The sequence below is a fragment of the Streptococcus oricebi genome (assembly GCF_017883985.1).
In the GTDB taxonomy this organism is placed as follows: Bacteria; Bacillota; Bacilli; order Lactobacillales; family Streptococcaceae; genus Streptococcus; species Streptococcus oricebi.
The window spans coordinates 223,835-249,263 of the sequence record NZ_PRDG01000004.1 but is presented as its reverse complement, the minus strand read 5'-3'; the positions used below and the strand labels follow the sequence as shown (position 1 = coordinate 249,263).

34 protein-coding genes are annotated in these 25,429 nt (G+C 41.6%); 31 read left to right on the top strand and 3 right to left on the bottom strand.

What is annotated here, in order from left to right; all coding sequences use genetic code 11:
* The 3 genes from dusB to C4K46_RS07920 all read right to left on the bottom strand — a co-directional run bounded on the left by dusB (nucleotide 1) and on the right by C4K46_RS07920 (nucleotide 2,874).
* Nucleotides 1-987 (bottom strand): tRNA dihydrouridine synthase DusB, encoded by a 987-nt coding sequence (gene dusB / locus C4K46_RS07930; protein WP_338059787.1) that lies wholly within the window; start codon nucleotides 985-987, stop codon nucleotides 1-3.
* Nucleotides 974-1,846, bottom strand: coding sequence for an Hsp33 family molecular chaperone HslO (gene hslO / locus C4K46_RS07925; protein WP_209628352.1), 873 nt, complete (start codon nucleotides 1,844-1,846; stop codon nucleotides 974-976). Before hslO ends, dusB begins: the two co-directional genes overlap by 14 nt.
* 89 nt (nucleotides 1,847-1,935) lie before the next feature.
* Nucleotides 1,936-2,874, bottom strand: a complete 939-nt coding sequence (locus tag C4K46_RS07920; RefSeq protein ID WP_209628351.1) for a helix-turn-helix transcriptional regulator — start codon at nucleotides 2,872-2,874, stop codon at nucleotides 1,936-1,938.
* A 322-nt stretch (nucleotides 2,875-3,196) separates the two neighbouring features.
* On the opposite strand from C4K46_RS07920, the gene ptcA reads away from it, so the two are divergent.
* The 31 genes from ptcA to dapD all read left to right on the top strand — a co-directional run bounded on the left by ptcA (nucleotide 3,197) and on the right by dapD (nucleotide 25,423).
* Nucleotides 3,197-4,213 carry a putrescine carbamoyltransferase gene (ptcA, locus tag C4K46_RS07915; protein ID WP_209628350.1) on the top strand — a complete coding sequence of 339 codons (1,017 nt, stop codon included), beginning with the start codon at nucleotides 3,197-3,199 and terminating at the stop codon, nucleotides 4,211-4,213.
* 215 nt (nucleotides 4,214-4,428) lie between these two features.
* Nucleotides 4,429-5,790 (top strand): APC family permease, encoded by a 1,362-nt coding sequence (locus C4K46_RS07910; protein WP_209628349.1) that lies wholly within the window; start codon nucleotides 4,429-4,431, stop codon nucleotides 5,788-5,790.
* A 9-nt stretch (nucleotides 5,791-5,799) separates the two neighbouring features.
* Nucleotides 5,800-6,912 (top strand): agmatine deiminase, encoded by a 1,113-nt coding sequence (gene aguA / locus C4K46_RS07905; RefSeq protein WP_209628348.1) that lies wholly within the window; start codon nucleotides 5,800-5,802, stop codon nucleotides 6,910-6,912.
* Nucleotides 6,913-7,496: 584 nt separating this feature from the next.
* A complete protein-coding gene (locus C4K46_RS07900) occupies nucleotides 7,497-7,886 on the top strand; it encodes a hypothetical protein (protein WP_209628347.1) in 390 nt (129 codons plus the stop codon).
* A gap of 21 nt (nucleotides 7,887-7,907) precedes the next feature.
* Nucleotides 7,908-8,243: a hypothetical protein gene (locus C4K46_RS07895; protein ID WP_209628346.1), complete on the top strand. Its 336-nt coding sequence runs from the start codon at nucleotides 7,908-7,910 to the stop codon at nucleotides 8,241-8,243.
* Nucleotides 8,240-8,899: a hypothetical protein gene (locus C4K46_RS07890; protein WP_209628345.1), complete on the top strand. Its 660-nt coding sequence runs from the start codon at nucleotides 8,240-8,242 to the stop codon at nucleotides 8,897-8,899. Before C4K46_RS07895 ends, C4K46_RS07890 begins: the two co-directional genes overlap by 4 nt.
* A 1-nt stretch (nucleotide 8,900) precedes the next feature.
* Nucleotides 8,901-9,428, top strand: a complete 528-nt coding sequence (locus C4K46_RS07885; RefSeq protein WP_209628344.1) for a hypothetical protein — start codon at nucleotides 8,901-8,903, stop codon at nucleotides 9,426-9,428.
* The gene (locus C4K46_RS07880) at nucleotides 9,421-11,265 is read left to right on the top strand and encodes a hypothetical protein (RefSeq protein ID WP_209628343.1); all 1,845 of its coding nucleotides are present in this window, start codon (nucleotides 9,421-9,423) and stop codon (nucleotides 11,263-11,265) included. The genes C4K46_RS07885 and C4K46_RS07880 overlap by 8 nt, the downstream gene beginning before the upstream one ends.
* Before the next feature lie 5 nt (nucleotides 11,266-11,270).
* Nucleotides 11,271-11,642: a hypothetical protein gene (locus C4K46_RS07875; protein WP_209628342.1), complete on the top strand. Its 372-nt coding sequence runs from the start codon at nucleotides 11,271-11,273 to the stop codon at nucleotides 11,640-11,642.
* Complete coding sequence (locus C4K46_RS07870) at nucleotides 11,635-12,186, top strand: RNA 2'-phosphotransferase (RefSeq protein ID WP_209628341.1); 552 nt, start codon at nucleotides 11,635-11,637, stop codon at nucleotides 12,184-12,186. Before C4K46_RS07875 ends, C4K46_RS07870 begins: the two co-directional genes overlap by 8 nt.
* A 24-nt stretch (nucleotides 12,187-12,210) precedes the next feature.
* A complete protein-coding gene (locus tag C4K46_RS07865) occupies nucleotides 12,211-12,423 on the top strand; it encodes a hypothetical protein (RefSeq protein WP_209628340.1) in 213 nt (70 codons plus the stop codon).
* A 121-nt stretch (nucleotides 12,424-12,544) separates the two neighbouring features.
* Nucleotides 12,545-13,048 (top strand): DUF4274 domain-containing protein, encoded by a 504-nt coding sequence (locus tag C4K46_RS07860; RefSeq protein WP_209628339.1) that lies wholly within the window; start codon nucleotides 12,545-12,547, stop codon nucleotides 13,046-13,048.
* A gap of 216 nt (nucleotides 13,049-13,264) precedes the next feature.
* The gene (locus C4K46_RS07855) at nucleotides 13,265-13,687 is read left to right on the top strand and encodes a hypothetical protein (protein ID WP_209628338.1); all 423 of its coding nucleotides are present in this window, start codon (nucleotides 13,265-13,267) and stop codon (nucleotides 13,685-13,687) included.
* A gap of 14 nt (nucleotides 13,688-13,701) precedes the next feature.
* Nucleotides 13,702-14,097 (top strand): hypothetical protein, encoded by a 396-nt coding sequence (locus C4K46_RS07850; protein WP_209628337.1) that lies wholly within the window; start codon nucleotides 13,702-13,704, stop codon nucleotides 14,095-14,097.
* Nucleotides 14,098-14,109: 12 nt separating this feature from the next.
* Complete coding sequence (locus tag C4K46_RS07845; RefSeq protein ID WP_209628336.1) at nucleotides 14,110-14,445, top strand: hypothetical protein; 336 nt, start codon at nucleotides 14,110-14,112, stop codon at nucleotides 14,443-14,445.
* Nucleotides 14,442-15,101, top strand: coding sequence for a hypothetical protein (locus C4K46_RS07840; RefSeq protein ID WP_209628335.1), 660 nt, complete (start codon nucleotides 14,442-14,444; stop codon nucleotides 15,099-15,101). Before C4K46_RS07845 ends, C4K46_RS07840 begins: the two co-directional genes overlap by 4 nt.
* Nucleotide 15,102: 1 nt before the next feature.
* Nucleotides 15,103-15,579, top strand: a complete 477-nt coding sequence (locus C4K46_RS07835) for a hypothetical protein (RefSeq protein ID WP_209628334.1) — start codon at nucleotides 15,103-15,105, stop codon at nucleotides 15,577-15,579.
* Between the two features lie 13 nt (nucleotides 15,580-15,592).
* Nucleotides 15,593-18,049, top strand: a complete 2,457-nt coding sequence (locus tag C4K46_RS10575) for a hypothetical protein (RefSeq protein WP_245335165.1) — start codon at nucleotides 15,593-15,595, stop codon at nucleotides 18,047-18,049.
* Between the two features lie 17 nt (nucleotides 18,050-18,066).
* Nucleotides 18,067-18,510 (top strand): hypothetical protein, encoded by a 444-nt coding sequence (locus tag C4K46_RS07825; protein WP_209628333.1) that lies wholly within the window; start codon nucleotides 18,067-18,069, stop codon nucleotides 18,508-18,510.
* A gap of 12 nt (nucleotides 18,511-18,522) precedes the next feature.
* Entirely contained in the window at nucleotides 18,523-19,404 is an 882-nt protein-coding gene (locus C4K46_RS07820; protein WP_209628332.1) for a DUF4299 family protein, read from the top strand.
* Between the two features lie 170 nt (nucleotides 19,405-19,574).
* The gene (locus C4K46_RS10615; protein ID WP_338059786.1) at nucleotides 19,575-20,255 is read left to right on the top strand and encodes a deaminase domain-containing protein; all 681 of its coding nucleotides are present in this window, start codon (nucleotides 19,575-19,577) and stop codon (nucleotides 20,253-20,255) included.
* 9 nt (nucleotides 20,256-20,264) lie between these two features.
* Nucleotides 20,265-20,621, top strand: coding sequence for a hypothetical protein (locus C4K46_RS07805; protein ID WP_209628331.1), 357 nt, complete (start codon nucleotides 20,265-20,267; stop codon nucleotides 20,619-20,621).
* A gap of 102 nt (nucleotides 20,622-20,723) precedes the next feature.
* Entirely contained in the window at nucleotides 20,724-21,206 is a 483-nt protein-coding gene (locus C4K46_RS07800) for an Imm6 family immunity protein (RefSeq protein ID WP_209628330.1), read from the top strand.
* Between the two features lie 8 nt (nucleotides 21,207-21,214).
* Nucleotides 21,215-21,727, top strand: coding sequence for an Imm6 family immunity protein (locus C4K46_RS07795; RefSeq protein ID WP_209628329.1), 513 nt, complete (start codon nucleotides 21,215-21,217; stop codon nucleotides 21,725-21,727).
* Nucleotides 21,705-22,178: a hypothetical protein gene (locus C4K46_RS07790; protein WP_209628328.1), complete on the top strand. Its 474-nt coding sequence runs from the start codon at nucleotides 21,705-21,707 to the stop codon at nucleotides 22,176-22,178. The genes C4K46_RS07795 and C4K46_RS07790 overlap by 23 nt, the downstream gene beginning before the upstream one ends.
* A 98-nt stretch (nucleotides 22,179-22,276) precedes the next feature.
* Nucleotides 22,277-22,702 (top strand): prolipoprotein diacylglyceryl transferase, encoded by a 426-nt coding sequence (locus tag C4K46_RS10570; protein WP_245335164.1) that lies wholly within the window; start codon nucleotides 22,277-22,279, stop codon nucleotides 22,700-22,702.
* A complete protein-coding gene (locus C4K46_RS07780) occupies nucleotides 22,678-22,950 on the top strand; it encodes a YwqJ-related putative deaminase (RefSeq protein ID WP_209628327.1) in 273 nt (90 codons plus the stop codon). Before C4K46_RS10570 ends, C4K46_RS07780 begins: the two co-directional genes overlap by 25 nt.
* A gap of 6 nt (nucleotides 22,951-22,956) precedes the next feature.
* A complete protein-coding gene (locus C4K46_RS07775; RefSeq protein WP_209628326.1) occupies nucleotides 22,957-23,427 on the top strand; it encodes a toxin-antitoxin system YwqK family antitoxin in 471 nt (156 codons plus the stop codon).
* Nucleotides 23,411-24,097 (top strand): endonuclease V, encoded by a 687-nt coding sequence (locus tag C4K46_RS07770; RefSeq protein ID WP_209628325.1) that lies wholly within the window; start codon nucleotides 23,411-23,413, stop codon nucleotides 24,095-24,097. Before C4K46_RS07775 ends, C4K46_RS07770 begins: the two co-directional genes overlap by 17 nt.
* Before the next feature lie 2 nt (nucleotides 24,098-24,099).
* A complete protein-coding gene (locus C4K46_RS07765) occupies nucleotides 24,100-24,465 on the top strand; it encodes a hypothetical protein (RefSeq protein ID WP_209628324.1) in 366 nt (121 codons plus the stop codon).
* Nucleotides 24,466-24,724: 259 nt separating this feature from the next.
* Nucleotides 24,725-25,423, top strand: a complete 699-nt coding sequence (gene dapD / locus C4K46_RS07760) for a 2,3,4,5-tetrahydropyridine-2,6-dicarboxylate N-acetyltransferase (RefSeq protein ID WP_209628323.1) — start codon at nucleotides 24,725-24,727, stop codon at nucleotides 25,421-25,423.
* The last annotated feature ends 6 nt before the right edge of the window (nucleotides 25,424-25,429 follow it).

Here is a 25,429-nt window from a genome sequence, read left to right as displayed (position 1 = left end):
TCAGCTTTTTATTTTTTCTATTTGCAAGAGTTCTTCGATTTCGGCCAGGGACTGGGCTTGGGAGATTTTGCCCCGCAGTTTGGCAGCTCCCGATGTACCTCTTAAATAGTGGGGAGCTAGGCCTCGAAACTCGCGGATAGCGATGTATTCTCCCTTGAGCTTAACGAGGCGGCTCAGATGGTCATAGGCGATTTGCATCTTGTCCTCAAAGCTTAAGTCTGGTAGGACTTCCCCTGTTTCCAGATAGTGATTGATTTGATTGAAGATATAAGGGTTGCCCATAGCTGCGCGGCCCACCATAACCGCATCTGCTCCGATTTCTTCGATTCTTTGTTTGGCATCTTGAACGGTCCGAATATCCCCGTTAGCGATAAAGGGAATCTTGGTTAGGGCTTGGGAGACCCGATGGAGAGTCTCCAAGTCAGCTTGACCTGTATACATTTGTTCCCGAGTTCGGCCGTGCATGGCTAGGGCAGCAACACCAGCGCTTTCAGCAGCCAGGGCATTTTCTACCGCTAGGGAACTATCGGCCCAACCTGTCCGCATCTTGACCGTTAAAGGAATATCTAAGACGGATTGGACCTTATTGATGATATGGTAGATTTTATCAGGGTCCTTGAGCCACTTGGCCCCAGCTTCATTTTTAACGATTTTATTGACTGGGCAGCCCATATTGATGTCTACAATATCGGTGCGCGTGTTTTCTTGGATAAATTCGGCTGCCCGAGCTAGGCTGTCTGCATCGCTCCCGAAAAGCTGAATGGAGACAGGATTTTCCCCCTCGTCGATGTGGAGCATGTGGAGGGTTTTTTCATTATTGTATTGAATCCCCTTGTCAGAGACCATTTCCATCACAACTAGGCCGGCACCCAGCTCCTTGGCAATGGTCCGAAAGGCTGAATTGGTCACGCCAGCCATGGGGGCTAGGACGGTGCGATTGGGAATTTCAACATTGCCAATCATAAAGGGGCGATTAAGATTTGTCACGAATGAGTTCCTCCAGGTCATTTTCATCAAAGTTATAGGTTGTTTGGCAGAATTGGCAAATGATTTCAGCGCCCTTATCCTGCTCTTTCATTTCTTCTAGGTCTGCTTGCGGTAGACTAGCTAGGGCATTCATAAAACGCTCCTTGCTACAGTCGCACTCAAAGCGGAGCTCCTCTTCGGCCAAGCGTTTATAGGGCTCATCTCCATAGATAGCTGCTAGCAGGGCCTCGATATGGTCTTCGGAGGCTAGGAGGCTGGAAATTGAAGGCATGGATTCAATCCGCTTTTCAAAGCGGGCAATATCCTCTTCCTTGGCTCCCGGTAGCACTTGCAGGAGAAAACCGCCAGCCACCTGGACCTTATCTTCCTGGTCTAGTAAGACATTGAGGCCGACAGCCGAAGGGGTCTGCTGGCTTTCGGTTAGATAAAAGGCCAGGTCCTCTCCGATTTCACCAGAAATCAGGGGAGTCATAGAGTGATAGGGAGTGCCTGTCCCATAGTCAGTAATCACTAGAAATTCACCTTGGCCGACAAAGGGGCCGACCAGAACTTCACCGGTGGCTGTTTTTTTAATGTCAACACCGGGGTTTTGCACATAGCCCTTGACGCGACCTTGGCTATCGGCCACAGTGATGATGGCTCCGATAGAACTTTGACCCAAGACCTTGAGGGTTAGCTTGGTTGGCCCTTTTTCATTGGCCGCTAAGATTTGGCTGGCGATTAGGGTTCGGCCCAGGGCAACGGTGGAGCTGGCCTGGGTCTGATGTTTTTCTTGGGCGACTCGAACGGTTTGGCTACTATCTAAGACGTAGGCCCGAAAAGCCCCGTTTTCAGCTATTGTTTTAATAATCTTGTCCATGCCTTCTATTTTAACACAAAAAAAGAAACAAGCGAAGAGTCGCGCTTATTTCTTGGGGGATTTTCTGGGATAAAAGAGGCAATCAGTCCTTAGGCCTCTTGGTCCATAAAGTCTTGGTAGAGGGAGAAGAGTTGATCTCTTTTACGGATATTCATCTTGATGTAGATATTATGGACATGGGTCTTGACTGTCCCGACAGATAGATAGAGGTCCTGGGCGATTTCCTGATTGCGCTTTTGCTCAAGGAGGAGCTGGCAGACTTCTTCTTCTCTGGCGGTGAGTTGGTAGTCTTTGAAAAAGGCTTTTGATGGAGGTTGCCCCTCCTTTTTCTTAGTGACCAGGAGGGGAGAATGGCGGAAGAAATAGTTGAGGCTCAGGATACAGACACTGATGGAAAAGAGGTCTTCTGATAGGTTTCGATTGATAATTTTACTGTTGAAAGCCTTGTATTGGTCTAGATGAAAGATGATAATGGAATCTTCAACCAGAATGAGGAGGCTAAAGATAAGGGCTAGCTTTCCGATGATTTTTAGATAGTCTCTTCGAAGCGGAGAAAGAGCAGTCTTTTGGCTATTTAGGAGGGCTTTGAGGCCGATGTAAAAGAGTAGGATTTGGTTGGGTAGGTAGTAGAGATAGACCTTGAGCGGGGAGGTCGGAAGCAGAGGTAGGAGCATGAAAATAAAGATAGCAAAGAGACTGAACCTTTCCCAGGAAGCTATCTTTTGCTTGCTGATAAAGTTCAGGAGCCAGAGTTGGCAGAAATTATTGACCAGAAAGATACAGGTCTTGATGAAGGAGGTACCTTGAAAGAGTTGGTTATAATTAGTCGCAAAATGACTGATGAGCTCGGTCATGGAAATGATGGAATTATCCAAGATAAAGAAGGCGAAATAGAGGGCTAGGACCAGATAGAGGGTCTTTTTCTGGCGTTTTCCCTCTTTAAGGCTAGTGGCTAGAGCTAGAGCCAGGCTGACAGAGTAGAGCACGATTAACGAAGTATTATAAAGGTAGAGCGCTTCTGTAAACATAAGACTTCCTCCCGTCCGCTATTTAAAAAGTATAAACCATATAGGTCCATTATATCATCTAACTAAACTTTTTTTATGATAGCCTTGTGACAAAGATATAAACCTTGGGTTTATTTTTGATTAAAAAACACTCTGAGTAAGGGTTTAGTTGACTAAACTCGCTTCTTTTTTGTTTGGACCCTAAAGTTGATAGTCAACTAGGGGCTAGTTTTTTTACAATTAAGTATAAATTTTTACTCTTAGGAGGTTGGAGACAGGTCCTTTCATTATTTGGACCGCCTAACTTTCACGGAGCATCATCAATTTAAGAGGAGGACTCACAATGAGCAAATTAGACTACATCACAACTGAGAACTTCAGTAAGGCAGAAATCCTGCACCTAGTTGACCTATCCTTAAAAATTAAGGCCTGCATCAAAAATGGTTACTATCCTCCCCTCCTAAAGGATAAGACCCTGGGAATGATTTTTCAGCAATCTTCCACTCGGACTCGGGTGTCCTTTGAGACAGCCATGACCCAGTTGGGAGGTCATGCCCAGTATCTGGCTCCTGGTCAGATCCAGCTGGGGGGCCATGAAACGATTGAAGATACCGCCACTGTGCTGTCTAGGCTCAATGATATTTTAATGGCTCGGGTCGAACGTCATAAGAGTGTGGAGGACTTGGCCCGCTATGCTTCTATCCCCGTCATTAACGGCATGTCTGACTATAATCATCCGACCCAAGAATTGGGAGACCTTTGTAGCATGATAGAGCATTTGCCAGAAGGAAAGAAGCTGGAGGATTGCAAGGTCGTCTTTGTGGGCGATGCGACCCAAGTCTGCTACTCACTCGGTTTGATTACGACTAAAATGGGTATGGAATTTGTCCACTTTGGTCCTCAAGGTTTCCAACTAAATGATAGGCACAAGCAAAAATTAGCAGAAAATTGTGCGGTGTCCGGAGGTTCTTATCTGGTGACAGATGATGAAGAAGCCATTATCGGGGCAGACTTCCTTTATACAGATGTTTGGTATGGTCTTTATGAGGCAGAATTATCAGAAGAAGAAAGAATGAAGGTCTTTTATCCTAAATATCAGGTGGATGAGGCCATGATGGCAAAGGCAGGTAGCCGCTGTCAATTTATGCACTGTCTGCCGGCCACTCGTGGTGAAGAGGTGACAGACCAAGTCATGGACGGTCCTAACTCCATCTGCTTTGACCAGGCTGAAAATCGTCTAACTTCTATTAGGGGGCTCTTGGTGTATCTCTTACAAGATTATGAAGAAAGACACCCTTATGACCTTCTGAAACAGGCTGAAGCCAAGGCCCAGTTGGAGGAGTTTTTACAAAAAGCTTAAAAGGCCGGATTGACTTGTTTGATAAATGCTTGGACTGGCAAAGTCGTCGGCTTTTGCAAGGAGAGGGGAAATAGTTTGCTGAAAGGCAGCCTCAAGTGCTTTACTTGTCAAGTTTTTTAAACTAATTTTATTGAACTTGGAGGGGTCCTAGCTTTGCTTCCTCGTCTTCTAGAGCCGAAAGTCCCAGCTTCCAGATTTCTGAAAGGATGAGAAAGATGGAAAAAAAGAAGAAATTTAGCTTATTTACTGCTGTTTTATCAGTAATTTGTGTTGTTTTTGTGGCAGAAGCAGCAGCTCCTGTAGCTGCTATTGGAAATTCCCAATTTTTTTGGTGGCTCTTCTTACTCTTGGCCTTTCTTTTACCTTATGGTTTGGTATCGGCAGAGTTGGGGACAGCCTATATCGGTGACGGGGGGATTTACGACTGGGTGACCAAGGCCTTTGGGCACCGCTGGGGGGCCAGGGTCTCTTGGTATTATTGGATTAACTTTCCCTTATGGCTCGCTTCCCTAGCGGTTATGACCCCCAGTCTTTTAACTATGATTACGGGCAAGACCTTTCCTTTTTGGTTGAGTTTGCTCCTGCAACTTGCCTTTATTTGGCTGATTATTTGGATTAGTTTTTATCCGGTTAGTGACAGTATCTGGATTCTAAATGGAGCAGCAGTTATCAAGATGCTCTTGGCTATTTTAGTCGGAGGTCTAGGGCTATATGTGGCCTTTAGTAAGGGCATGGCCAACCAAATGACCCTTAAGTCCCTCTTGCCCTCCTTTGACTTAAATAGTTTATCTTATATATCGGTTATTATCTTTAACCTCTTAGGTTTTGAAGTGATTTGTACCTTTGCAGATGATATGGAAAATCCTAAAAAGCAAATTCCCCAGTCTATTATTGTAGCGGGGTTGGTGATTGCGGCCATCTATATCTTTTCAGCCTTTGGGATTGGTGTGGCGATTCCGGTGGATAAGATTTCGACCAGTAGCGGGATGATGGATAGCTTTAAGCTCTTGACAGGTTCAAGTGGTGGTTGGTTTATTATGGCTATGGCCTTCCTCTTTCTTTTAACCCTCTTTGGTAATATGCTATCCTGGTCCTTGGGAGTCAATAATACAGCTTGCTATGCAGCTGAACAAGGAGATATGCCTCGTTTCTTTGCGAAACGTAGCGCCAAAAATGATATGCCCATTGGTTCGGCCTTGGCCAATGGCTTTGTGGCTAGTTTCGTTGTTGTTCTAGCTCCCCTCCTTCCTAACCAAGACCTCTTTTGGGCCTTTTTCTCCCTCAATCTGGTCATGTTCCTCCTGTCCTATATCCCGGTCTTTCCAGCTTTTTATCGCTTGAGAAAGACTGATAGTGCAACTCCTCGGCCCTTTAAGGTAGCAGCAAGTGGCTGGTTATTGAAAGTTTTGGTTATTGTTCCGATGATTTTAATTTTCATATCCCTGATTTTTACAGCTCTGCCTCTTTCTCTGGATGCCCAGACTCTGGCTGAGAAGCTACCAGTCACAATCGGTTCAGTTGTCTTTATCCTTTTAGGTGAGGTTTTACTCCTGGTCAAAAAAATAAAAAAGAATTGAGGTAAAAATATGGCAAAACGGATTACACATACAAGTCCCAAGCAAGATGGTTTTAGGATGCCGGGCGAATTTGAAGAACAAAAACAAATCTGGATGCTCTGGCCATGGCGCAATGATAATTGGCGCCTGGGAGCCAAGCCAGCTCAAAAAGCCTTTCTGGATGTTGCTAGAGCCATTAGTGAATTTGAGCCGGTCTCCCTCTGTGTGCCTCCCCATCAATACGAGAATGCCTTGGCTCGAGTTGCGGCGGTCAATGATTATGAAAATATCCGGGTTATTGAAATGACCAATGACGACTCCTGGATTCGTGATAGTGGCCCAACCTTTCTAGTCAATGACCGAGGCGATTTACGGGCTGTTGACTGGGATTTTAATGCCTGGGGTGGTCTAGTAGATGGTCTGTATTTTCCTTGGGATCAGGATTCTCTGGTCGCTCGGAAGGTATGTGAGCTTGAAGGAGTAGACTCCTATAAGACTGAGGGCTTTGTTCTAGAGGGAGGATCGATTCATGTGGATGGAGAGGGAACAGTCCTCGTGACTGAGATGTGCCTCCTACATCCCAGTCGGAATCCTCAACTCTCCAAGCAAGAAATCGAAGATAAGCTCAAAGCCTATCTCAATGCGGACAAGGTTATCTGGGTCAAAGATGGAATTGACCCTTATGAAACCAATGGCCATATCGATGATGTCGCCTGCTTTATTCGGCCGGGTGAGGTGGCCTGTATCTATACAGAAGATGAAAATCATCCCTTCTATCGTGAAGCCCAAGCTGCCTATCACTTCTTAAGTGAGCAGTCGGATGCCAAGGGCCGCCGGCTTAAGGTCCACAAGCTTTGTCTAACAGAAAAGCCTTGTTATCTAAAGGCTGCTGACAGTATTGACTATGCAGAAGGGACTATTCCGCGGCAGGAAGGTGAGGTAGCTATTGCTTCCTACCTGAATTTCCTGATTGTCAATGGCGGGATTATTCTTCCCCAATATGGTGATGTCAATGACAAGATGGCCCTGGAACAGGTAAAAGCTATGTTTCCAGAGCGTAGGGTTGTCGGGGTTGAAACGACAGAAATTGCCTACGGTGGAGGAAATATCCACTGTATCACCCAGCAAGAGCCCAAGGTCTGAGGGATAAGGTTTCTGAATTTGGGTCAAGAAATTATGAGAGTCAGTTTTTAACTATTGCTTAACTATATTCAGAAGTTAGTAAGTTCTTGGACTAGTTTGGTTTAACTCGCTATGATTAAGAATGAGGCAGGACTTTTTCCTTTAGGGAAGGAGTCCTGTTTCGCTCTTTTTAACAATATTTTTAGACAGATGAAAAGTATTTGCACATTTTTATTCTTCGTGTTATGATAGAGATGAACAATTATATATAAAGTACTTATCTCATAACTTCTTGGCAGTGGGGGGACCAAAGAACACAGCACAAGGAGGTTTCAGATGAAACAAGATGAGAAACAAAGAGAGTATTTGATAATCAAAAAGGGAGCCGGTTATTGGCTTCTTTAATGAGGTTTAGTCTAGCTTTTTGCTTGGTTAGAGCTTGTTTGATAAAACAAGATCTGATAGAAGGGGAAGGAGCTAGATTAAGTCTGGGATTATCTTGCTCTCTTTTTGTTTTTTCCTAAAAAGGAAGGGCAAAGAACAGGGTGTTCTAGTTTATAGATGAGCAGGAAAATATATGTTGGTAATGAGGAAAGGAGACTGAAATGGCTGAAAATGATGCAGAATTAAAAGATCAATTTGCTACCTTTAAAGAGGAAAAAGCAAGATGTGAGCGAATTAGAAATAGGATTCGAGACCGTAACCTGAATTACATGCGGGGCATGGATAATATGAATAATTTTATTGATTATTGTGAGGCGATTGTGGCCATCGTTGACAACGATGCCGGCTATCATTATGTAAATAATCTAGCCAGCAACCTCAAGGAGGATCTCAAGGTCTTGAAGGACTATCGAGATTATGCTCGTGATGCCAATAATTCCTTTGTTGAGCTCTATGAGAAGCTAGAGGCAGAGATTGCGAGGTTTGATCGTCAGATTGCTGCCGTTAAAGACGCCTATAATGAAGGCAAGCAATTCTGGGAAAGGATATAGTAGCTAGAAAGGATGAAATAGATGAATACAAATATCAATGATATACAGGGTCGCTACAGCGCAGATACGATTGAATACGAAAGCAGCAATATTCAAGCTGTTTTGGAGTCTCTTAAGGCAGCAATGACCTTGATTGAAACGACCATCCCGGCCGATATTGCTAAGATGTCGCAGAGTGAGCAACTTTGGGAGGGGCAAGCCAAGGAGCAATATTTAGGACTCAAGGATTTTATCCAGCAGTATCAGGGGGACTTTTTGAACAGTATCAGTATTTTGCAGGCCGCAGTGGAGGGACTGGAAACTCTGTTAAATAGTACTTCTGAGTCAGAGGTTGTAAAGGAGATAGATAACGCATGATGACTTTTAGTTTAGAGGCTCTCTATGCCTTACATATCTTTAATGAATATTCGGATGACCTATTCCTGCTCCCCTTGCCTCATCAAGAGGGCAAGTCACGTTTGGATGATTTGCGTCGAACTCTGGAGCAAGGCTATCAAGACTTGGCGGCTATGGGCTTGATTGTCGACCACAAACCTAGCCAGGCCTGTGCCTATTATGGAGCCTTTTTGAAAGGCTATCATAGGGCCTATTATCATTGCCAGGTCGACAACAATTATTTCTGTGCCCAAGAGACCGATAGTAACAAGTGGAATAGTATCGTGATTAAGAAAATTGGGGATAATCGCTATGTCCTAGAAAATCTCCATAGCCTGATTTTTCTAGCACACCTCAAGGAGATACATCCATTACTAGAGGATTTGGAGAAGAAGCGGAAAAATTATGCCTACTATACTTGGGAACCTTTTTCCAGCTTTCGTTTGCAAACCTATTATCGAAATAGGGAAGCTCTACACCTCCAGACCTTTCGGAGAAGGGAATTGATAAAGGACAGCCTCTTTTTTGAAGCTCCTTCTGGTATCTATGAGTTTGATTATTCAAAAGAGATGATTCGTTCCCTATCTGGCTCAGAGTTAAGGGACCTAGTAATTGCAGACTTGAAAGTGAGGGTCTAAGATGGTTGAAAAAATTAGTATTAACCTTGAAAAGCAAGAGCAGCTCCTAGTGGATATTCGCCTCTTGAGCAGTTCTACTACCCAGTTGGTCGGCCACTTACAGCAAGTAGTAGAGGGGCTGCCCTCTCTCACCTCGCATGGAGAGGCCCACAATCGAATGATTCCCGAAGGGGGCGGTCAATTAGCCAGTTATGTCAGCAAGGCCCAGACCATGCAAACCTTAACCGAGGTACTCTTTAAGCATACCCTAAACACTCATAGGGCCATGATTGATACCGATAAGCTACTGGCCATGGATATTGCTAATAGCATTTTGAACAGTCCAGAAGCTCCGGAAGAAGACAAGCAAGCCCTCAGGGATAAGCCAGACGAGAACTTCAATAACTTGAAAAAATCCATTCAGACCCAGGGCCAGGATGCAAATGGCCAGGATACGATTGGTGAAAATATGCGCAAGGAAAATCGAAGCTCTGCCGATATTCTGTCAGGAACAGGCGGAGCTTGGGACCGGGAGGGACGAGATGGCTAGATATTATTCTTATAAGGAAGACTTTAAAGACGGGAGCAAGTCAGGAATTGGTCACAGTAATATCGACTGTGTCAAGCAAATCTTGAGCGATATTGATGATGTGGTTCCTAGACTGAGAGAGGAAGGCTTGGACTTCATGTACAGCCCTACAGGAGATGCTACTTTGGGTCGGGACATGCCTCATAATACTTTAGAAGATGCTAACCAGCGGGCTTGTAGGCGTTTAGACGCAGCCAAGAAAATTCACCATCACATTATGGAAAATATTGATGGTAAATTTTTTGAGGGCTTGGACGATGCCCTAGATAGCCTAAATAAGATTAATGAAGGGGACAATACTTATAAAAGTGAACATTTTACCTATACGGATGTGCGTCGGGTCAGAATAAACTCTACCGTAGGGAATCCGGGTGGCGGTTACATGGAAAGTGTTGAGAAAAAGTATCTTACTCTTTCAGATATTCTCAACAATAAAAACAGTCCCATTAAGGGGGCGCAAGAACTCTATAAGCAGCGTTTGGACCTAGCCAATAATGCTCTAAAAAAACTGGAAACGACCAATAAAGAGCAGTATGATAAGCTGAATAATCTAAGTGATCAAGAGCTGATGGAAACCATGTTTCCAACTAAGTTAGGGGAGTACGAGCGGGCTCGCTCGACCTGGAAGGAAAATAATAAGGGATGGCTGACGTGGGTCGAAGTTGGTGGTCGATTCGTGGCAATTGGGGCCATTATCACAGGGACTATCCTTAGTGGAGGACTGGTCGGTGCCGGCCTGGCTCCTTTCTTGATTGCGGGAGGGACCGGCCTTTTGGTAGCTGATAGTGGCTATCAGGCTATATCAGGTGAAACTATATCAGGGAAACGTCTGACGGTTGAGGAGCGTATCTGGGCAGGTGCAGATGCCTTCTTGACCGCAGCAACAGGTGGCTTTGCGACCTATTCAAGTGTCCTAGCTAAAACAGGAAAAGCAGCCTCTACGACAGTACAGACGACTAGCAAGGTCTTTAACTATGCTGATGATGTCAACGATTTTGCCCATACTGTGGTGTCTATGAAGGATGACCCTTTGGGTGCGGGCCTCCAGTTTATCGCAGGTCGGACAATCGGAATAGGTACGAGAGCTATCAATAAGAGGATGCAGGCGCGCAATAATCAGGTTCCCCAACCCGATTTAGATACTAAACCTGGCAAGGACCTACCAACTGAAATAAATCTTAATAAGAAGCCCGATCTTGATTTAGATGGACTAGGAGCCAAGATTCCTAAAACAGAAATTCCTAAAACAGAGATTCCTAAAACAGAAATCCCTAGAACGGAAATTCCTAGGACAGAAATTCCTAGTTCGAGCCGACCAGATTTGGACCTGCCAGAGACTAAGAAAGTAGATGTAGCCCCTGATGCTGGTAAGAAAGTACAGCAGCTAGATGAAGTGGATACCAAATCCACTAAGACTGGTATAGGAATGTCAGAAGATGCAAATTATGCACAAAAGACATATGGTAACTCGTTCAGTCCAGAAGGACAGAAAATATATTCCGAATTAGCAGGGGAACCTATAAAAACAATTGATGATTTGATTGATGCAATAAAATCAGGTAAAATAGATATTAAAGACTTACCGGTTGAATATATCAACCGCGATGGAAAGACTTTGATATTGAATACCCGTACATCACAGGCTTTAACTCAATCAGGTATTCCTAGGAGTGATTGGCATACGATTGATAGGACGGGAGAAAAGTTACACGAGACTTTGCTTGACGGACAACTACAAAGAAACAAACTTACTTCGGAAGGTATTAAAGAAGTTAGACCAAGTAACAGAAAAGGATAAAAAATATGACCTACAAAACAGAATATATTTTACCTATGTTTTCTTCAAATTTAGAAAAAGAGCCTGAAATTCAGCTAACAGGTTTAGAGGTGGCGATTCGGATTTCAGGTTATGATGATGAGGAGCAGTTTAGCGAAGTTCTACTAAAATTTCAATCCGTCTTGGAATTTACTCGGACCTCCTCAAAATTTGGAATAACGGAGGGCTCTTATGATACCGTCATTAAAATTGAAAATTCTAAAAGATTAACGGAGCTAAAAGAAACAAATGAAAGAGACTATGCCTTGTGGTCTCCTAATCACTATGCTTTTTACTTGGACGGCTCAGGTTTCTTTCAAGTCATTGCTGATAGTTTTGAGGTGGAAAGACTTGCTTGATTATACAAAACTCAGTAGAGAAGTATCCTATATATTAAGGCATAATCCAGATAAATATGGTATAAAGCTAGATGCAGAGGGTTGGTGTTCAGTTGACGATTTAATAGATAAATTATCAGAAACTCCTTTATGGAAAGGACTTACAAGAGCTGACCTCGAAACAATGATAGAACTATCTGACAAAAAACGCCATGAAATCAAAGCTGAAAAGATTAGAGCTTTTTATGGACATTCCATAAAAAACAAATTATCTAAAACAGCCAATAAACCACCGAAAGTTTTATATCATGGAACAGTTGAAAGATTTTTAAATCAGATTTTACAAACGGGGCTAATTCCAAAAGAAAGACAGTATGTTCATTTGTCTTCTGATGTAAATACGGCGCAGCAGGTAGCTTTGAGAAGGGATGACAGAGCTATCATTTTAGAGGTTGCTGCCCAGTCTGCTTGGGAAAATGGTGTAAAGTTTTACATTGGAAATGAGGATATATGGCTTTCAGATCCAATTCCTAGTGAGTATATTTCTATTATAGAAGATAAATAATTTTTATGTTATGGATGGAAAATAATGGAAGAAAATAGACAGTTAATCATCTTAAACGATACTTTTGGAAAAGAGGGGTCAGATGAGGAAATTGCTGGGCTTACGATTTTGGTGGACGGCACGATTAAAATTGCCTTTGACAAAATCCAAGAAATGCGCCAGTATGACAGTTACAATGAAGTCTTGCGGGATGTCATTTTTGAAGGTTTGGAAAAGATATTCACAGAAAATCGATAATTTAGTTGGAACAGAGACTACTATTTTAAGAGGACAATCGTCCTCTTTTTGCTATATTATTTTCATACTTTGGGAAATATAAAGAACTGTGAAAAGTTTAGACTTATTGAAGGATGATTTTATGACTAATAACATGAAATTTTTAACAAATATTCTATATTCTGAAGACATAACAAAAGCATTAGAACAAGTTCAAAGTATAAATAGTTCCGAACAACTGTTCATTTTGCTAGATAATTATAATTGGGACAATGGTTTTGAACTTCCGCAAGCAGTGCTTGATAACTCAGCTTGTACCAAAGCAACGGCCTTGCTTGCTTTTGATAGAGCTGATGGCTACCGCTTCCTTTTTGAGGGTTTCGGAGAGTATTCCTCCCCTGTTTGGAAAGCGTTTATAAGGTCTTTATATAAGAATTTGTTCGAAGACAAATTCCCCGACGGAGAGCTTGGTTACTTACCTGAACTTAGCAAAGTACAAAAATTTAGGTTGAAAAAACAAGAACCAGATTTACCAGCTATATTTCTTGACGGAGTCGAGGGAGAGGATGTTCAAGTAAAAAACTTAAATAAGAAAAGCAAGGTCGATGACGACACTTGCTTTTTTTGCCAAAATAGACATTATTAGAAGATTTGCTTATTTTTTTTCTTCGTGTTATCATAAAAAGTAGATAATTTTATACCAATACTCATAAAAAATTGCCAAGCTTCACTTGTGCTAGTTAGGATAAGCTCTTCTTTTAACCAGCATGTTAGCGATTTAGGTTGATTTTCATTGGGTATTAAAGTTTATCTCATTACTTCTTGACTGGGGAGACAAGAGTCACAAGACAAGGAGGATTCAATGGAACAAAATGAGCAACTTAGGGAGTATTTGATAATCAAAAAAGAGGCTTATAGTTGGCTTCTTTGGTGGGGATTGACTTACCTGATTGGTTTAGTTGGAGTTTTTGTATTAGTTTACAATCAACTGCCTTCTTACAATCGGTATTTTTCAATCCTGACGGTTATCATGCTCCCTATTTGGTTTGTCGGAGCTTTTCCGCTCTTCACTTCAAAAAATCAAATCGAAAAAGAGCAGCCTGAGCTGAAAAAGACAAAGACCACAGGGACCAAGGTGCCCATGTCCATGAGACAAAAACGCTACATCAGTCTTTTTCCGGCCCTGCTGGTAATCATCTTTGTCTTTGTACAAAGCTACCAGTCAGGCATGGCTGAGAAGAAGAAAAGGGAAGCCTATGAGATTATCCAGCAGTATCGCAATTAGAAAAGGAGAATAGTATGGCAAGTGATGCAGAATTAAAACAGGCCTTTAATGACTATAAGGCGGAAAAAGAAAAATACGAACGGGTACGAAATAGTATCCGCTCGCATAGTCTTAACTATATGCGGGGCTTGGATAATATGAATCAATTTATCGAATACTGTGAAAAAATCATTGGTATTGTAGATGGAGAGCCAGGCTATCACTATATCAGTAACCTGTCTGAACATCTCAAAGAAGATGTTAAAATGATGACCAAGTACCGTGATTATGTACGCGACGCTAATAATTCCTTTGTCAATCTGCACAATCTCTTAGAATCTAAGATTAGTAGTTTAAATAGCCAGATGGACCGTGTTAAGGATCAATATAATGAAGGGAAAATAAATCCTTTTGAGAGAATATGGTGGTAAGGAGGACATGGCATGAATACAGATATCAATGAAATTCAAGACCGTTATACTGCACCAACGGTTCAATATGAAAGCAGTAATATCTCTGCCGTATTAGAGCAACTCAAAACGGCTGTGACCTTAATTGAGACAACCATTCCGGCTAATATTTCTAGTGTGGAAAGTAGCGACAGTCTTTGGAGTGGACAAGCTAAGGAGCAGTATCTGGGCTTGAAAGATTTTATCAAGCAGTACCAAGGTGATTTTTCTACTAGTGTCAAAGAATTAAAGGAGGCTGTTGAAGGACTAGAAACCCTGCTTAATTCAACTTCCCAAGCCAATGTGAGAAAGGAGATTGATAACGGATGAAAATCTTTACTTTGGAGGCAATTTACGCCTTGCACCTCTTTAATGATTATTCGGACGACCTTTTCTTGCTGCCCCTGCCCAGTCAAGAGGGCAAATCTCGCTTGGAAAATCTGCGCCTGGTGCTGGAAAAAGGTTACGAAGACTTAGGCAAAATGGGACTAATAGTGAATGATGAGCCGACTGAGGAATGTGCCTACTATGGTGCCTTTTTAGAACGTTATCATAAGGCCCTTTACCATTGTCAGGTGGACAGTAATTATTTCTGTGCCCAGGAAACTGACAACAATAAGTGGGTGACAACGGTTATCAAGCAGATTGACGACAATCAATATGTGATTGAAAACCTGCATAGTCTCATCTTTCTAGCCCATCTCAAGGATATCCATCCCCTGCTCAAGGATATTGAAAAGAAGCGTAAGAATTATAGATACTATGGCTGGGAACCATTTTCAGCCTTTCGCTTGCAGACCTACTATGCCGATAATGAATCCTTTCGTTTACAGACCTTTCGGCGCAAGGAGCTGATGAAGGACAGTCTCTTTTTCGAAGCACCATCAGGTTTGTATGAGTATGATATGGCGCGTGAGCTTGTTCGCTCAATTGATGGCGAGGAATTACGCGATTTGATTGTCAACGATTTGAAAGTGAGGGTCTAGTATGGCAGATAAGATTAGTATTGATTTAACCCAGCAGGAGCAACTTCTGCTCAATATTCGGACCCTGGTGACCTCTGCTACTCAACTAAGTAGCACATTAAAGGTAGGAGTTGATGGACTGCCAAATCTTAGTTCACAAGGCGAAGTACATAATCGCATGGCAGGAGAAGAGAATCAGCTGACTCGCTTTGTGACCAAGGCCCAGACCTTTCAGACCTTGACCGAAGTGCTCTTTAAGCATACTCAGGGGACCTATAGCCAGTTTATTGATACCGATAAGATATTGGCCATGGATATTGCTAATAGTATTTTACACAACCCAGAGGCCTCTGCCGAGGATAAGCAGGGCATCAAAGACGATCCTAAAGGATCAGTGGATAAACTAAAAAAATCCATTCAGGATGAGGACGGCGAAATTCATCAGAAGATGAGTGGAGCTAAGTCTTCCGATATGATTATTGGTACGGGTGGAGCCTAAGAGAGGAGTTATCATGGCTAAATATTATACGCATGAAGATGATTTTAAAGAAGGCTCTAAGACAGGTTTGTTTCACAGTAATATCGACTGTGTCAAGGACCTGTTAAAGGACATTGATGAAGTGGCCAAAAAGGTCAATTCGGAAGGGATAGCTGACCTCTATGTAGCAACTGGAGAAGCGACCTTGGGACGTGATATGCCAGTCTCACCTTTTGAAGATGCCGAACATCATGCCTTGAAACGCTTAGAGGCTGCTAAGAAGATTCATAAAGAGATTGTCCAAAATATTGACGGCAAATTTTTTGAAGGCCTGGATAATGCTCTAGACAGCCTGAATAAGGTTAATGAAGGTGACCATAAATATAAAAGCGAACATTTAACCTACGAAAAAACTCATACCTATAACAATTATGGTTACGGTCCCTACAGTTCGGGCAGACCTCAGACTTATACTACTACCGAGCACTATAGTATTTCCGATATTGTCAATAGCGACAAGACCCCGATTCCTGCAGCTAAGGAGCTCTATGATGCCAAACTTAAATTAGCCAAAGAGGGTCTAGCTAAGATTGAGAAAGAAGACCATGAGAAGTATGAAAAACTTAAAGGCTTGAATGATCATGACCTTATGGAGGCCATGTTCCCTACCCAGATTGGGGAGTATCAGCGAGCTCGTTCAACTTGGAAGGAAAATAACAAAGAATGGTTGCAGTGGGTTGAAATTGGTGGTAAAATTATAGCAGTCGGTGCTATTATTGCCGGAAGTGTTCTGAGTGGGGGAACCTTAGCTCCTCTCTTGATTGGAGGAGGGACCCTTCTCTTGGTAGCTGATAGCACCTATCAAGCAGCTAGTGGAGAAACTATTTCTGGGAAGCGTCTATCTGATGGAGAACGAGTCTGGGCAGGTGTCGATGCGGTCTTGACCGCAGCGACAGGAGGACTTGCGACCTATGCCAGTGTCCTCGCAAAGACCGGAAAAACCGCAACCACAACAGTCCAGACAGTAACTAAGGCTGCCAACTATGCTGATGATGCCAATGATATCATACATACAGCAACAGCCATGAAAGATGACCCCTTAGGAGCCATGGCTCAGTTTATTGGTGGTCGTGCCTTGGCGCATGGGACCAGTTTTGTTGGCAACAAAGTTCGGGCAAGATCAGGCAAGGGTGGTGGAGCAGCCGATGTTGACTTGCCGACTAGTGGCAAGGGAGGAGATCTACCGTCAAGTGCTAGACCGGATTTAAAGACAAGCTCGGCTACTGATGTAGACCTCTCGGCTCTGGGTTCAGGTAAAAAGGTTAAACCCGAAATTGAGACACCAAGGACTCAAGAAGTATCTGGCCCAAGTAAGAAACCAGAGCTTGATTCATCAAAGACAAGTAAGCCTGAGATTAATCGCTCAAGCAGTCCAGAAGTGACCGGTCCAAGCAAGAAACCCGAAATTGATGTCTCTAAGACAAGCAAACCCGAGATTGACAATCCGAGTCGTCCAGTGGTGGATAAGACCAAGACCAATCCGAGCGATGTGGATACTAGCAAGCCGGTAAAAACAGAGGTTACAAACTCTCGTCCGGCAGAAGTGGATTCGCCAAACAGCCGTCCAAAAGATGTGGATGTGACTAAGAAACCGGAGATTGAAAACAGCCGTCCATCCGAAGTCAATCCGACCAAGGTCAAACCAGAGATGGAAACCAAGGTCAAACCAGATATTGATGCTGCGGCAGCTAGTGCCAGTGCTGTTCCTCATGTCAAGGCACAAGAGCCCGACCTACCAAAGGTCGAACAAGTCGATGTAACCCCTGATGCTGGCAAGAAGGTGCAGAAGCCGGAAGAAGGCTCTTCTCTCACATCTCGTCAAGTTGTTGAAAAAACTTTACAAGATCAAGATATGTCCGTTGATGAATTTAATAAATTAAAAGTGACCCATATTGACGATATGACTGATGAACAATTGAAAATTATGAAGCAAATTAGGGATTCAATACCAAATCCTGAATCAGATACACTAATGCAGAAAGTCATACCATCTAGTGACTTAGATAAATATCTCAATGGGGACTACAACCAACTTGGTGGATACGTTGCTAAGTATGATGATGTTAGTCATATTTGGCAGTATGGTAATGTTCGGGAATCTATGAGACTTGACTATGAGTATTTTGATGGTAATGGAAATCTTATTAGACCATTTCCTAAAGATGGTGATACTTATGGGCGAATTGTATTTGAAGCATCTGAGCCATCAAGTTTAGAAATTCCTTATGGAAAGAGAATGGGAGGGACTAGCACAGATGCTCCACCAGCTACGCAAAACGGTTTTCTTAGTTCGCGTAACGGACAAATTATTCCTGAGTGGAAATATAATAATCGCATTGATATTCCAGATGGATCCAAGCTTTATGTCCGAATGGGAGATGAAGAAGTTCTGTTTGGAATAGCTAAAGATGGCGTATTTAAACCTGTTTAACTAATTAGGAGAATTATATGTATTATGCAGTCTATCATGGTAAAGAATTTCAAATTTGGAGACAACCTGGAGGAAAGACTTTTCGTTTGTCAACTTCAAATAAAAATTTAGCCGAAGGGGATTTTAAATACGATGATTATACTAAGAGATATGATAAAATCCTTACTAAGGAAGAGTTGTCATATTTAGATGAGTACTTTGAATTAACCTTTCTGGCTCGTTATCAGGGAAGAATATTTCAACTTGCATCACAAAGTGATGAAAAATTAGATAAAGAAGATAGTTGGGTTCGATTGTATACAGATGATCTTGGTTTTATGAAGGAGTATAATCTGGCTGAGGATTCAGATGTTGTAGAACATACTTACGGACATGTTTACTATGCAACAGCTAAAATTCCAGTAAGTAAGTTAGAAATCATTCGCGAAAGAAAGAATCTTCCTATCAACTCAACGGTATAGAACGGTGAAAAGATGAAAAATAGAAATTTTCAAATAAAAAGTAAACAGGAGTTCTTAATTGAGGATTTTCTTTCAAATAATTTGTTTGAATGTTATTCAGTAAAGTTAAGAGAAGGCGCACAACAGACTACTAATACAGAAGAAAAGAATTTTATTTCTTCCTTTTCTTCTGTGCATTTTGGGGTTAAGGGACAAAGTGCATTTGGTTTTAGAGTCTCTTATATCCAAGAACAAGGAATTTATCAGTTGAGTGTACCGCCAATGGCAACGTCATCAGATTGGGCTGGCGCGCTTATGTTTATGAAGTTGTTAGTGAATCTTACCAAGGGGGAAATATATGCTGATGATAATGAAAAGGTTTCAGTTGAAAATATTACTGCTAGCTTTTATATTTCCTATATTCTTGAAGATTTACAAGTGCTTTCTAGTCTGCTAAAAAGTACTAGTGATGTTATAAAATTCTTGGGAGTTCGTCGTCCTATTTACTTTAATCAGAGCTTTTTGTCTATGATTTTAATGGTTGAGGATAATGAGATTTTGGAAAATTACGATAAACGAATCCTCCTAACTCAGAATGTTCAAGCATATTTTTCAGAACAAAAAATTTATAAACTAGAGGTAGGAGACAAAAGTAGTTTTTTGGGTGTTGCTTATTTGAATATGGATACCCCAACAGTCCTACCTTTTAAACCTACTTTGACACAAGAGGAACAAAAGTATTATAAAGAGGATGAAATTTCAGAATGGAGATTATTTATCATGAATTCTGAGGATAAAAAGAAGGCTGAAGTAGAGTATGAGTCGTTTTTATCCAATCTCCCGACAGGGAAACTTTATATGCTGGATGCAGTATACGCATTGATACCACCATTCTCAATTAGTGATTTAGGATAATAATATTTATAATTTTTGAGTATAACCTATTCTTATTGTGGGACAAAGCTCCATTTTAGGGGCATTTGTCTTTTTCTTTACGATCCTTTATAGACAAAACCAGAAGTCGGAAGTACCTAAGCCGTCCGGCAGAAGTGGATTCGCCAAACAGCCGTCCAAAAGATGTGGATGTGACTAAGAAGTCGGATATTGAAAATACTCGCCCAGCCGAAGTCAACCCGACCAAGGCTCAGCCAGAAATGGAAACCAAGGTCAAACCGGACATTGACGCAGCGGCAGCTAGTGCCAGTGCTGTTCCTAAGGTCAAGGCACAAGAGCCAGACCTACCTAAAGCCGGACAACCAGAAGTTAAACCAGACGCTAGCAAGAAAGTGCATAAGCCGGAAGAGGTGGATACAGGTCAGACTAAGGATAGTGGAACGAATGAGACATCCGATTTAAAGACTAAATTTGAATCGAAAGTTCAAGAAATTCGTCAATCAATGCCAAATTCTGCCTTAAGAAACCGAGGTAACATGGCAATTGCAGATGTTCAAATTGAAGGGCTGAAGTCAGAATTTGTAGCTCATAGTAGAGTTCATTCCGATACAAGTAAAGGGGCAAATGTTGCTGACTTCTCAATGAGCAAAGAGAATAAAATATTCAAAACATATGTTGAGGATAAATTTCCTAGATACAATGATACAGAAGCTAAGATATTAGAAGATATAGCTTCACAAATTACAGACCCTCAAATTAAAGGGAAACTAACTCTCTTTACGGAACTTCCTCCCTGTGATAGTTGTAGTAATATTATTGAAGAATTCAAAAGGATGTTTCCTAATATCCAAGTTGATGTATTATGGAAATGAGGTTTTTAAATGACAGACTATAAAGAAACAAAAGAAATGGTTTTAGAAAGTTTTCAAGATTTTACAGAAGAAGGCTTTACAAGCAGTCAAGCGCTTGCTGCCGCTCTTGAAGATTGCGCTGTATTTATGAGAAAAAGCGAAACTAACTTTGCCGGTGCTACCATTGCTTTGTCTTTGATTGGTTTAGATAATGGCTTGTTTCCGGATTATTTAGAATATTTGTTGAAAAAAGTGGAGAGAATAACTTTATCTGATGATTTGAAAAAGGATATGGATAAAGTAAATACCATGCTTGCGGTCGGTGATTTTTCGGTTGAGAAAGACCCCAAATATTTAGAGCGGATAAAGTTGATTTTTGATGAATAGTATAATATCGATGAGCTTTTGATTGCCACCTTTCTTTAATTAGACGATAGTGGTGAAATCTGAGAGCTGTGGCTTTAGCCAGATACAGTTATAGCGAGTTGAATGATGACCCCAAAACAAAAAGCCTATTTAATGCTGATTTATAGCGAAGCGATTTTTAAAACGATGACGACAACTTACAGGGAGCAAATTAGGATAGCTCTTGATAAGAGTTGGCAGTGGTTGGAAAGTCAAAGCGTCTCGGCCGATGAGCTTTATAGTGATTTAGATGACGGTACGGAGCTACATGGCCTTTATATCTATATGCAAATGGATAGCAATGAGGATAATGTATTGAAATGGGATAATCTGTCTTACGCCTTGTCTTATGTAGTCAAATTGGCTTATGATAAGGAGGGCGCGGACTATCTGCCCGAGCCAATAGAAAATGTTTCTGATGAGATTTTTGATTTGTTTGTAGAAAATTTACAAGCCTTAAATCCTAACTATAATACCTGTCTTCATCAGGTGGATAATTTCGTTCAGAAACAGGAAGTTATCACAAAGGAAGAAGCGATAAAAGAGTTGTCAGTATTTGGTTTATAGTATAAATAATGTATAAAAATTTTAGTTTAGCAAACTTCATGCAAATCTTGACGGAATGTTTACCGTTATATTTGAAGAAAAAGGATGATATTGTTTTTGTCCAAAAGACGCTTGAGATGACGCAAGATTTTCTTTTAGAAAAGGCGGTATCTCCTGACACTTTATATGATCGCTTGGAAAATATCAACGAGGAAGACATTCTCACTTATTTTGACCTTGACAAGGAAAGTGCTTCGTCAGTCTGGGTTTGTATTGCAGACTTTGTGGCTTATATTTGTAAATTAAGCTACGACGAAAGTGGTGAACAGTATCTACCCGAAACGATTGAAGCAGTAGATGACATGACCTTGACAGAGTTTTTTACTCAGTATAAGGAAAATCTTTCTCTGTTTTCAGATTTGTCAGTAGTAGCTACGACTGCTTTGCAGGAGAAAAAAGTTGATTTGACAGACAAAGCTGTTAAGGCTTATTATATACAGCTGTTTGGAGATGATAAATATGGAACTAAACCCGATTGTTAAACAAGCTCTTATAGATATTGATTTTGTAGGGCGTTATGAGAAATTGTCAGAGGAATATAATGAAGCTCGAACGCCAGATAATAAACGGTTAGATATTATTGACGGTGAACTAATAATGGATATTATTTCCAATTTAGGCTATCAGCCTAGTTTTAACGCTCGAGAGAAGTTTTTTAAAATTAAGAAAGAAAAAATTCAAGACTATAGTTTTGGGTTTCATATTGCCATGTCTTATGGGATGGTGGAGCTTATCTGGGTTGTTGAACAAGGCAAAGATGTTCTGCTAGGCTCTCCTTGGTCAGTCTATTCTAGGAGATTGATAAATCCAGACTATCGTATCAAAATGCCTGTTTGTGGCGACTATGACGAACTGGAGGATGTTTTAATGAAAGCCTTTAAGATGTATGAGGATTTCAAAAATGCCTTTTTGGAAATCGCTGAACAAAAATAGATGTCAAAAGAGGACGAGCGTCCTCTTTTTTGCTATACTGGTTTTAGGTAAGTACACTGGAGATATAACCTGAGCTTGATAATCCGAGTCGTCCAGTGGTGGATAAGACCAAGACCAATCCGAGCGATGTGGATACTAGCAAGCCAGTAAAAACAGAGGTTACAAACTCTCGTCCGGCAGAAGTGGATTCGCCAAACAGCCGTCCAGCCGCAGTCAATGTAAGCAAGGCTAAACCAGAAATTGACAACAAGGTCAAGCCAGACATTCACGAAGCAACAGCCGCTGCGAGCGCCATTCCTAAGGTCAAGGCACAAGAGCCCGACCTACCAAAAGCCGGACAACCCGAAGCTAAACCAGACGTTGGCAAGAAAGTGCAGAAGCCAGAAGAGGTGGATACCGAAGCCAATAAGGCTGGGAAGGTTGAGGAAGAGCCACAATCTCGCTTAGAATACTTAAGAAATAAATATGGTCGTCTAAGTATGAACGAAATCCACCTTCTTTGGAAGATTTACATCCGCTATTGAAAGAAAGAACTCTCAATGCTTCTCAGGAAGTAAAAGATTCTTATTTGTTTACAAAGGGGTTTGCTTCGCATGCAGAAATTTATGCAGTTAATGAAGCTTTGAAAGCTAATCCGAATGCGTCTATTGACGATCTATTAGTCAATGTCATTAGAACAGGTCAAAACAAAAACTACCCTCTAGGACTACCGTTTAAACGTTGCCCACATTGTGCCTATATTTTAGACGGTTTCCATATGGTTTGGAGGTAATAAAAAATGATTGAAAGTGTTTATACGAAAGAAGCAGTGTTACGCTATGGCGTTAATTTTGAGGAAAAGTTAGATTGGGGCGGACCCTATGGTGAAGCCATTGTTTTTTATGATGAAAATGAAGAGGAACATTTGTTCAGCGGCTTGACCTATGACTTGTTCCCTAATGGAGAAATCGATTCTTATGATTTTGTCTTAAATGGGGTACGTCATGGGCAACAAGTTAAATTTTATCCAAATGGAAATGTGCAGTATATCAATTATCAAGATATGGGAGCAGCGAATGGCGCACGGAAAAATTTTTACGAAGACGGGAAATTGCAAGCTATTGAATATCGGGTTGCAGGACAGTTAATCAATTACAAACGTTATGACCGTGACGGGAATATTGTGGAACAAAAGACAAGTATTACAGAGGATGAAGAAAGATGGGCTAGCAAATTTGGAATGAGAATTCTTTATGACGACAACATTTAAAGAAGAACAAGAACGCTGGCAAGGCCAGATTTCTTTGCAAAATAATTTTAGCGTAGAAGACTTACATACAGTGGCGGGAGTTGACATTGCTTATTGGCAACGAGACAGCAAGGAATACGGGGTGGCTTGTATCGTCGTTTTTGATAACCAGACGAAAGAAGTTCTTGAAGAAGTTTCTGCTTCGGCTCAGATTGAAGTCCCTTATAAGGCGGGCTATCTGGCTTTTCGAGAACTTCCTTTGGTTTTAAAAGCAGTTGAGAAGTTACAAACCGATGTTGATTTATACATGTTTGACGGCAATGGTTATCTGCACCCTAGACATATGGGGATTGCGACGCATGCTTCTTTCTACTTAGGAAAACCGACGATTGGGGTTGCCAAGCAATTTTATAAGGTAGAAGGTGTTGATTTTCAGCTTCCGACTTCTGAAAAAGGTTCTTTTTCGGAAATTAAAAACGCGAGTGAAACCTATGGACTTGTTGTCAGAACGCGCAGCCAAGTAAAACCTGTCTATGTATCTTGTGGAAATTGGATTGATTTAGAAACAGCTTATCAGATTACTATGCACTTTGTGAAAGACGATAGCCGCTTGCCAGTCACTACTAGATATGCGGATATTAGGATCCATCGTGAACGACAACGTTTGATAAAGGAAAAGGTGGATCGATAACTATGTTTAAGCAAACCGCCTATCAGGTGAACAAGAAAATGGTTTCAGAAAGTTTTCAAGATTTTAAAGAAGAAGGCTTTACAAGCAGTCAAGCACTTGCTGCCGCTCTTGAAGATTGCGCTATATTTATGAGAAAAAGCGAAACAAACTTCGCCGGTGCTACCATTGCTTTGTCTTTGATCGGTTTAGATAATGGCTTGTTTCCGGATTATTTAGAATATTTGTTGAAAAAAGTGGATGTACCGTCTTTATCTAGCGATATAAAAAAGGATATGGATAAAGTCAATATCATGCTTGAAGTAGCTGATTTTTCGGTTGAAGAAGACCTCAAATATTTAGAACGGATAAAGTTGATTTTTGATAAATAGCAGAATAAGGGTAATCTTTTCCCCATTATTGATTTGAACGAGAGCAGTTATTTTTAGCCGATAGAAAATATTTCTGATAAGATTTTTGACTTGTTTGCAGAAAATTTACAAGCCTTAAATCTTAACTATAAGAACTGCCTTTTCTTATTTTTCCCAAAGGAGGCCTATCTAAGGTCTCTTGTTTCTTAAAGGTCTAAGTTATGGTATAATGTCCAGTGTAATAAATTTTTTACTTAAAGATTAGAAATGAGGACTTCCTATGTCAGCAACTAAAATGAATGCACAAGAAATCATCCAGTTTATCGCTAATGCTCAGAAAAAGACGGCTGTTAAGGTCACCTTTGAGGGAGACTTGGCGGGGGCTGTTCCTGCTTCTGTCATCAAGCTCAATAATGTCTTGTTTGGAGACTGGTCTGAGATTGAGCCCCTCTTGGCTAATCTAAAGGAAAATAAGGACTATGTGGTAGAGCAAGACGCCCGTAATTCAGCAGTGCCCTTGCTTGATAAGCGGGCCATCAATGCGCGGATTGAGCCAGGAGCTATTATCCGCGACCAGGTTGAAATTGGTGACAATGCTGTTATTATGATGGGAGCTGTTATCAATATCGGGGCCGAAATTGGTTCAGGAACAATGATTGATATGGGGGCTGTCCTAGGTGGCCGGGCCATCGTTGGGAAGAATAGCCACGTAGGAGCTGGCGCTGTTCTGGCTGGTGTGATTGAGCCTGCTAGTGCAGATCCAGTCCGGGTTGGTGACAATGTTTTGATTGGGGCTAATGCGGTGGTTATCGAGGGAGTTCAAATCGGTCATGGCTCCGTTGTAGCTGCGGGGGCTATCGTTACTCAGGACGTGCCAGAAAACGTTGTTGTAGCAGGAGTTCCAGCCCGGGTTATCAAGAAAATCGATGAAAAGACCCAGCAAAAAACAGCCCTGGAAGATGCCCTTCGGACCCTATAAGCAGGT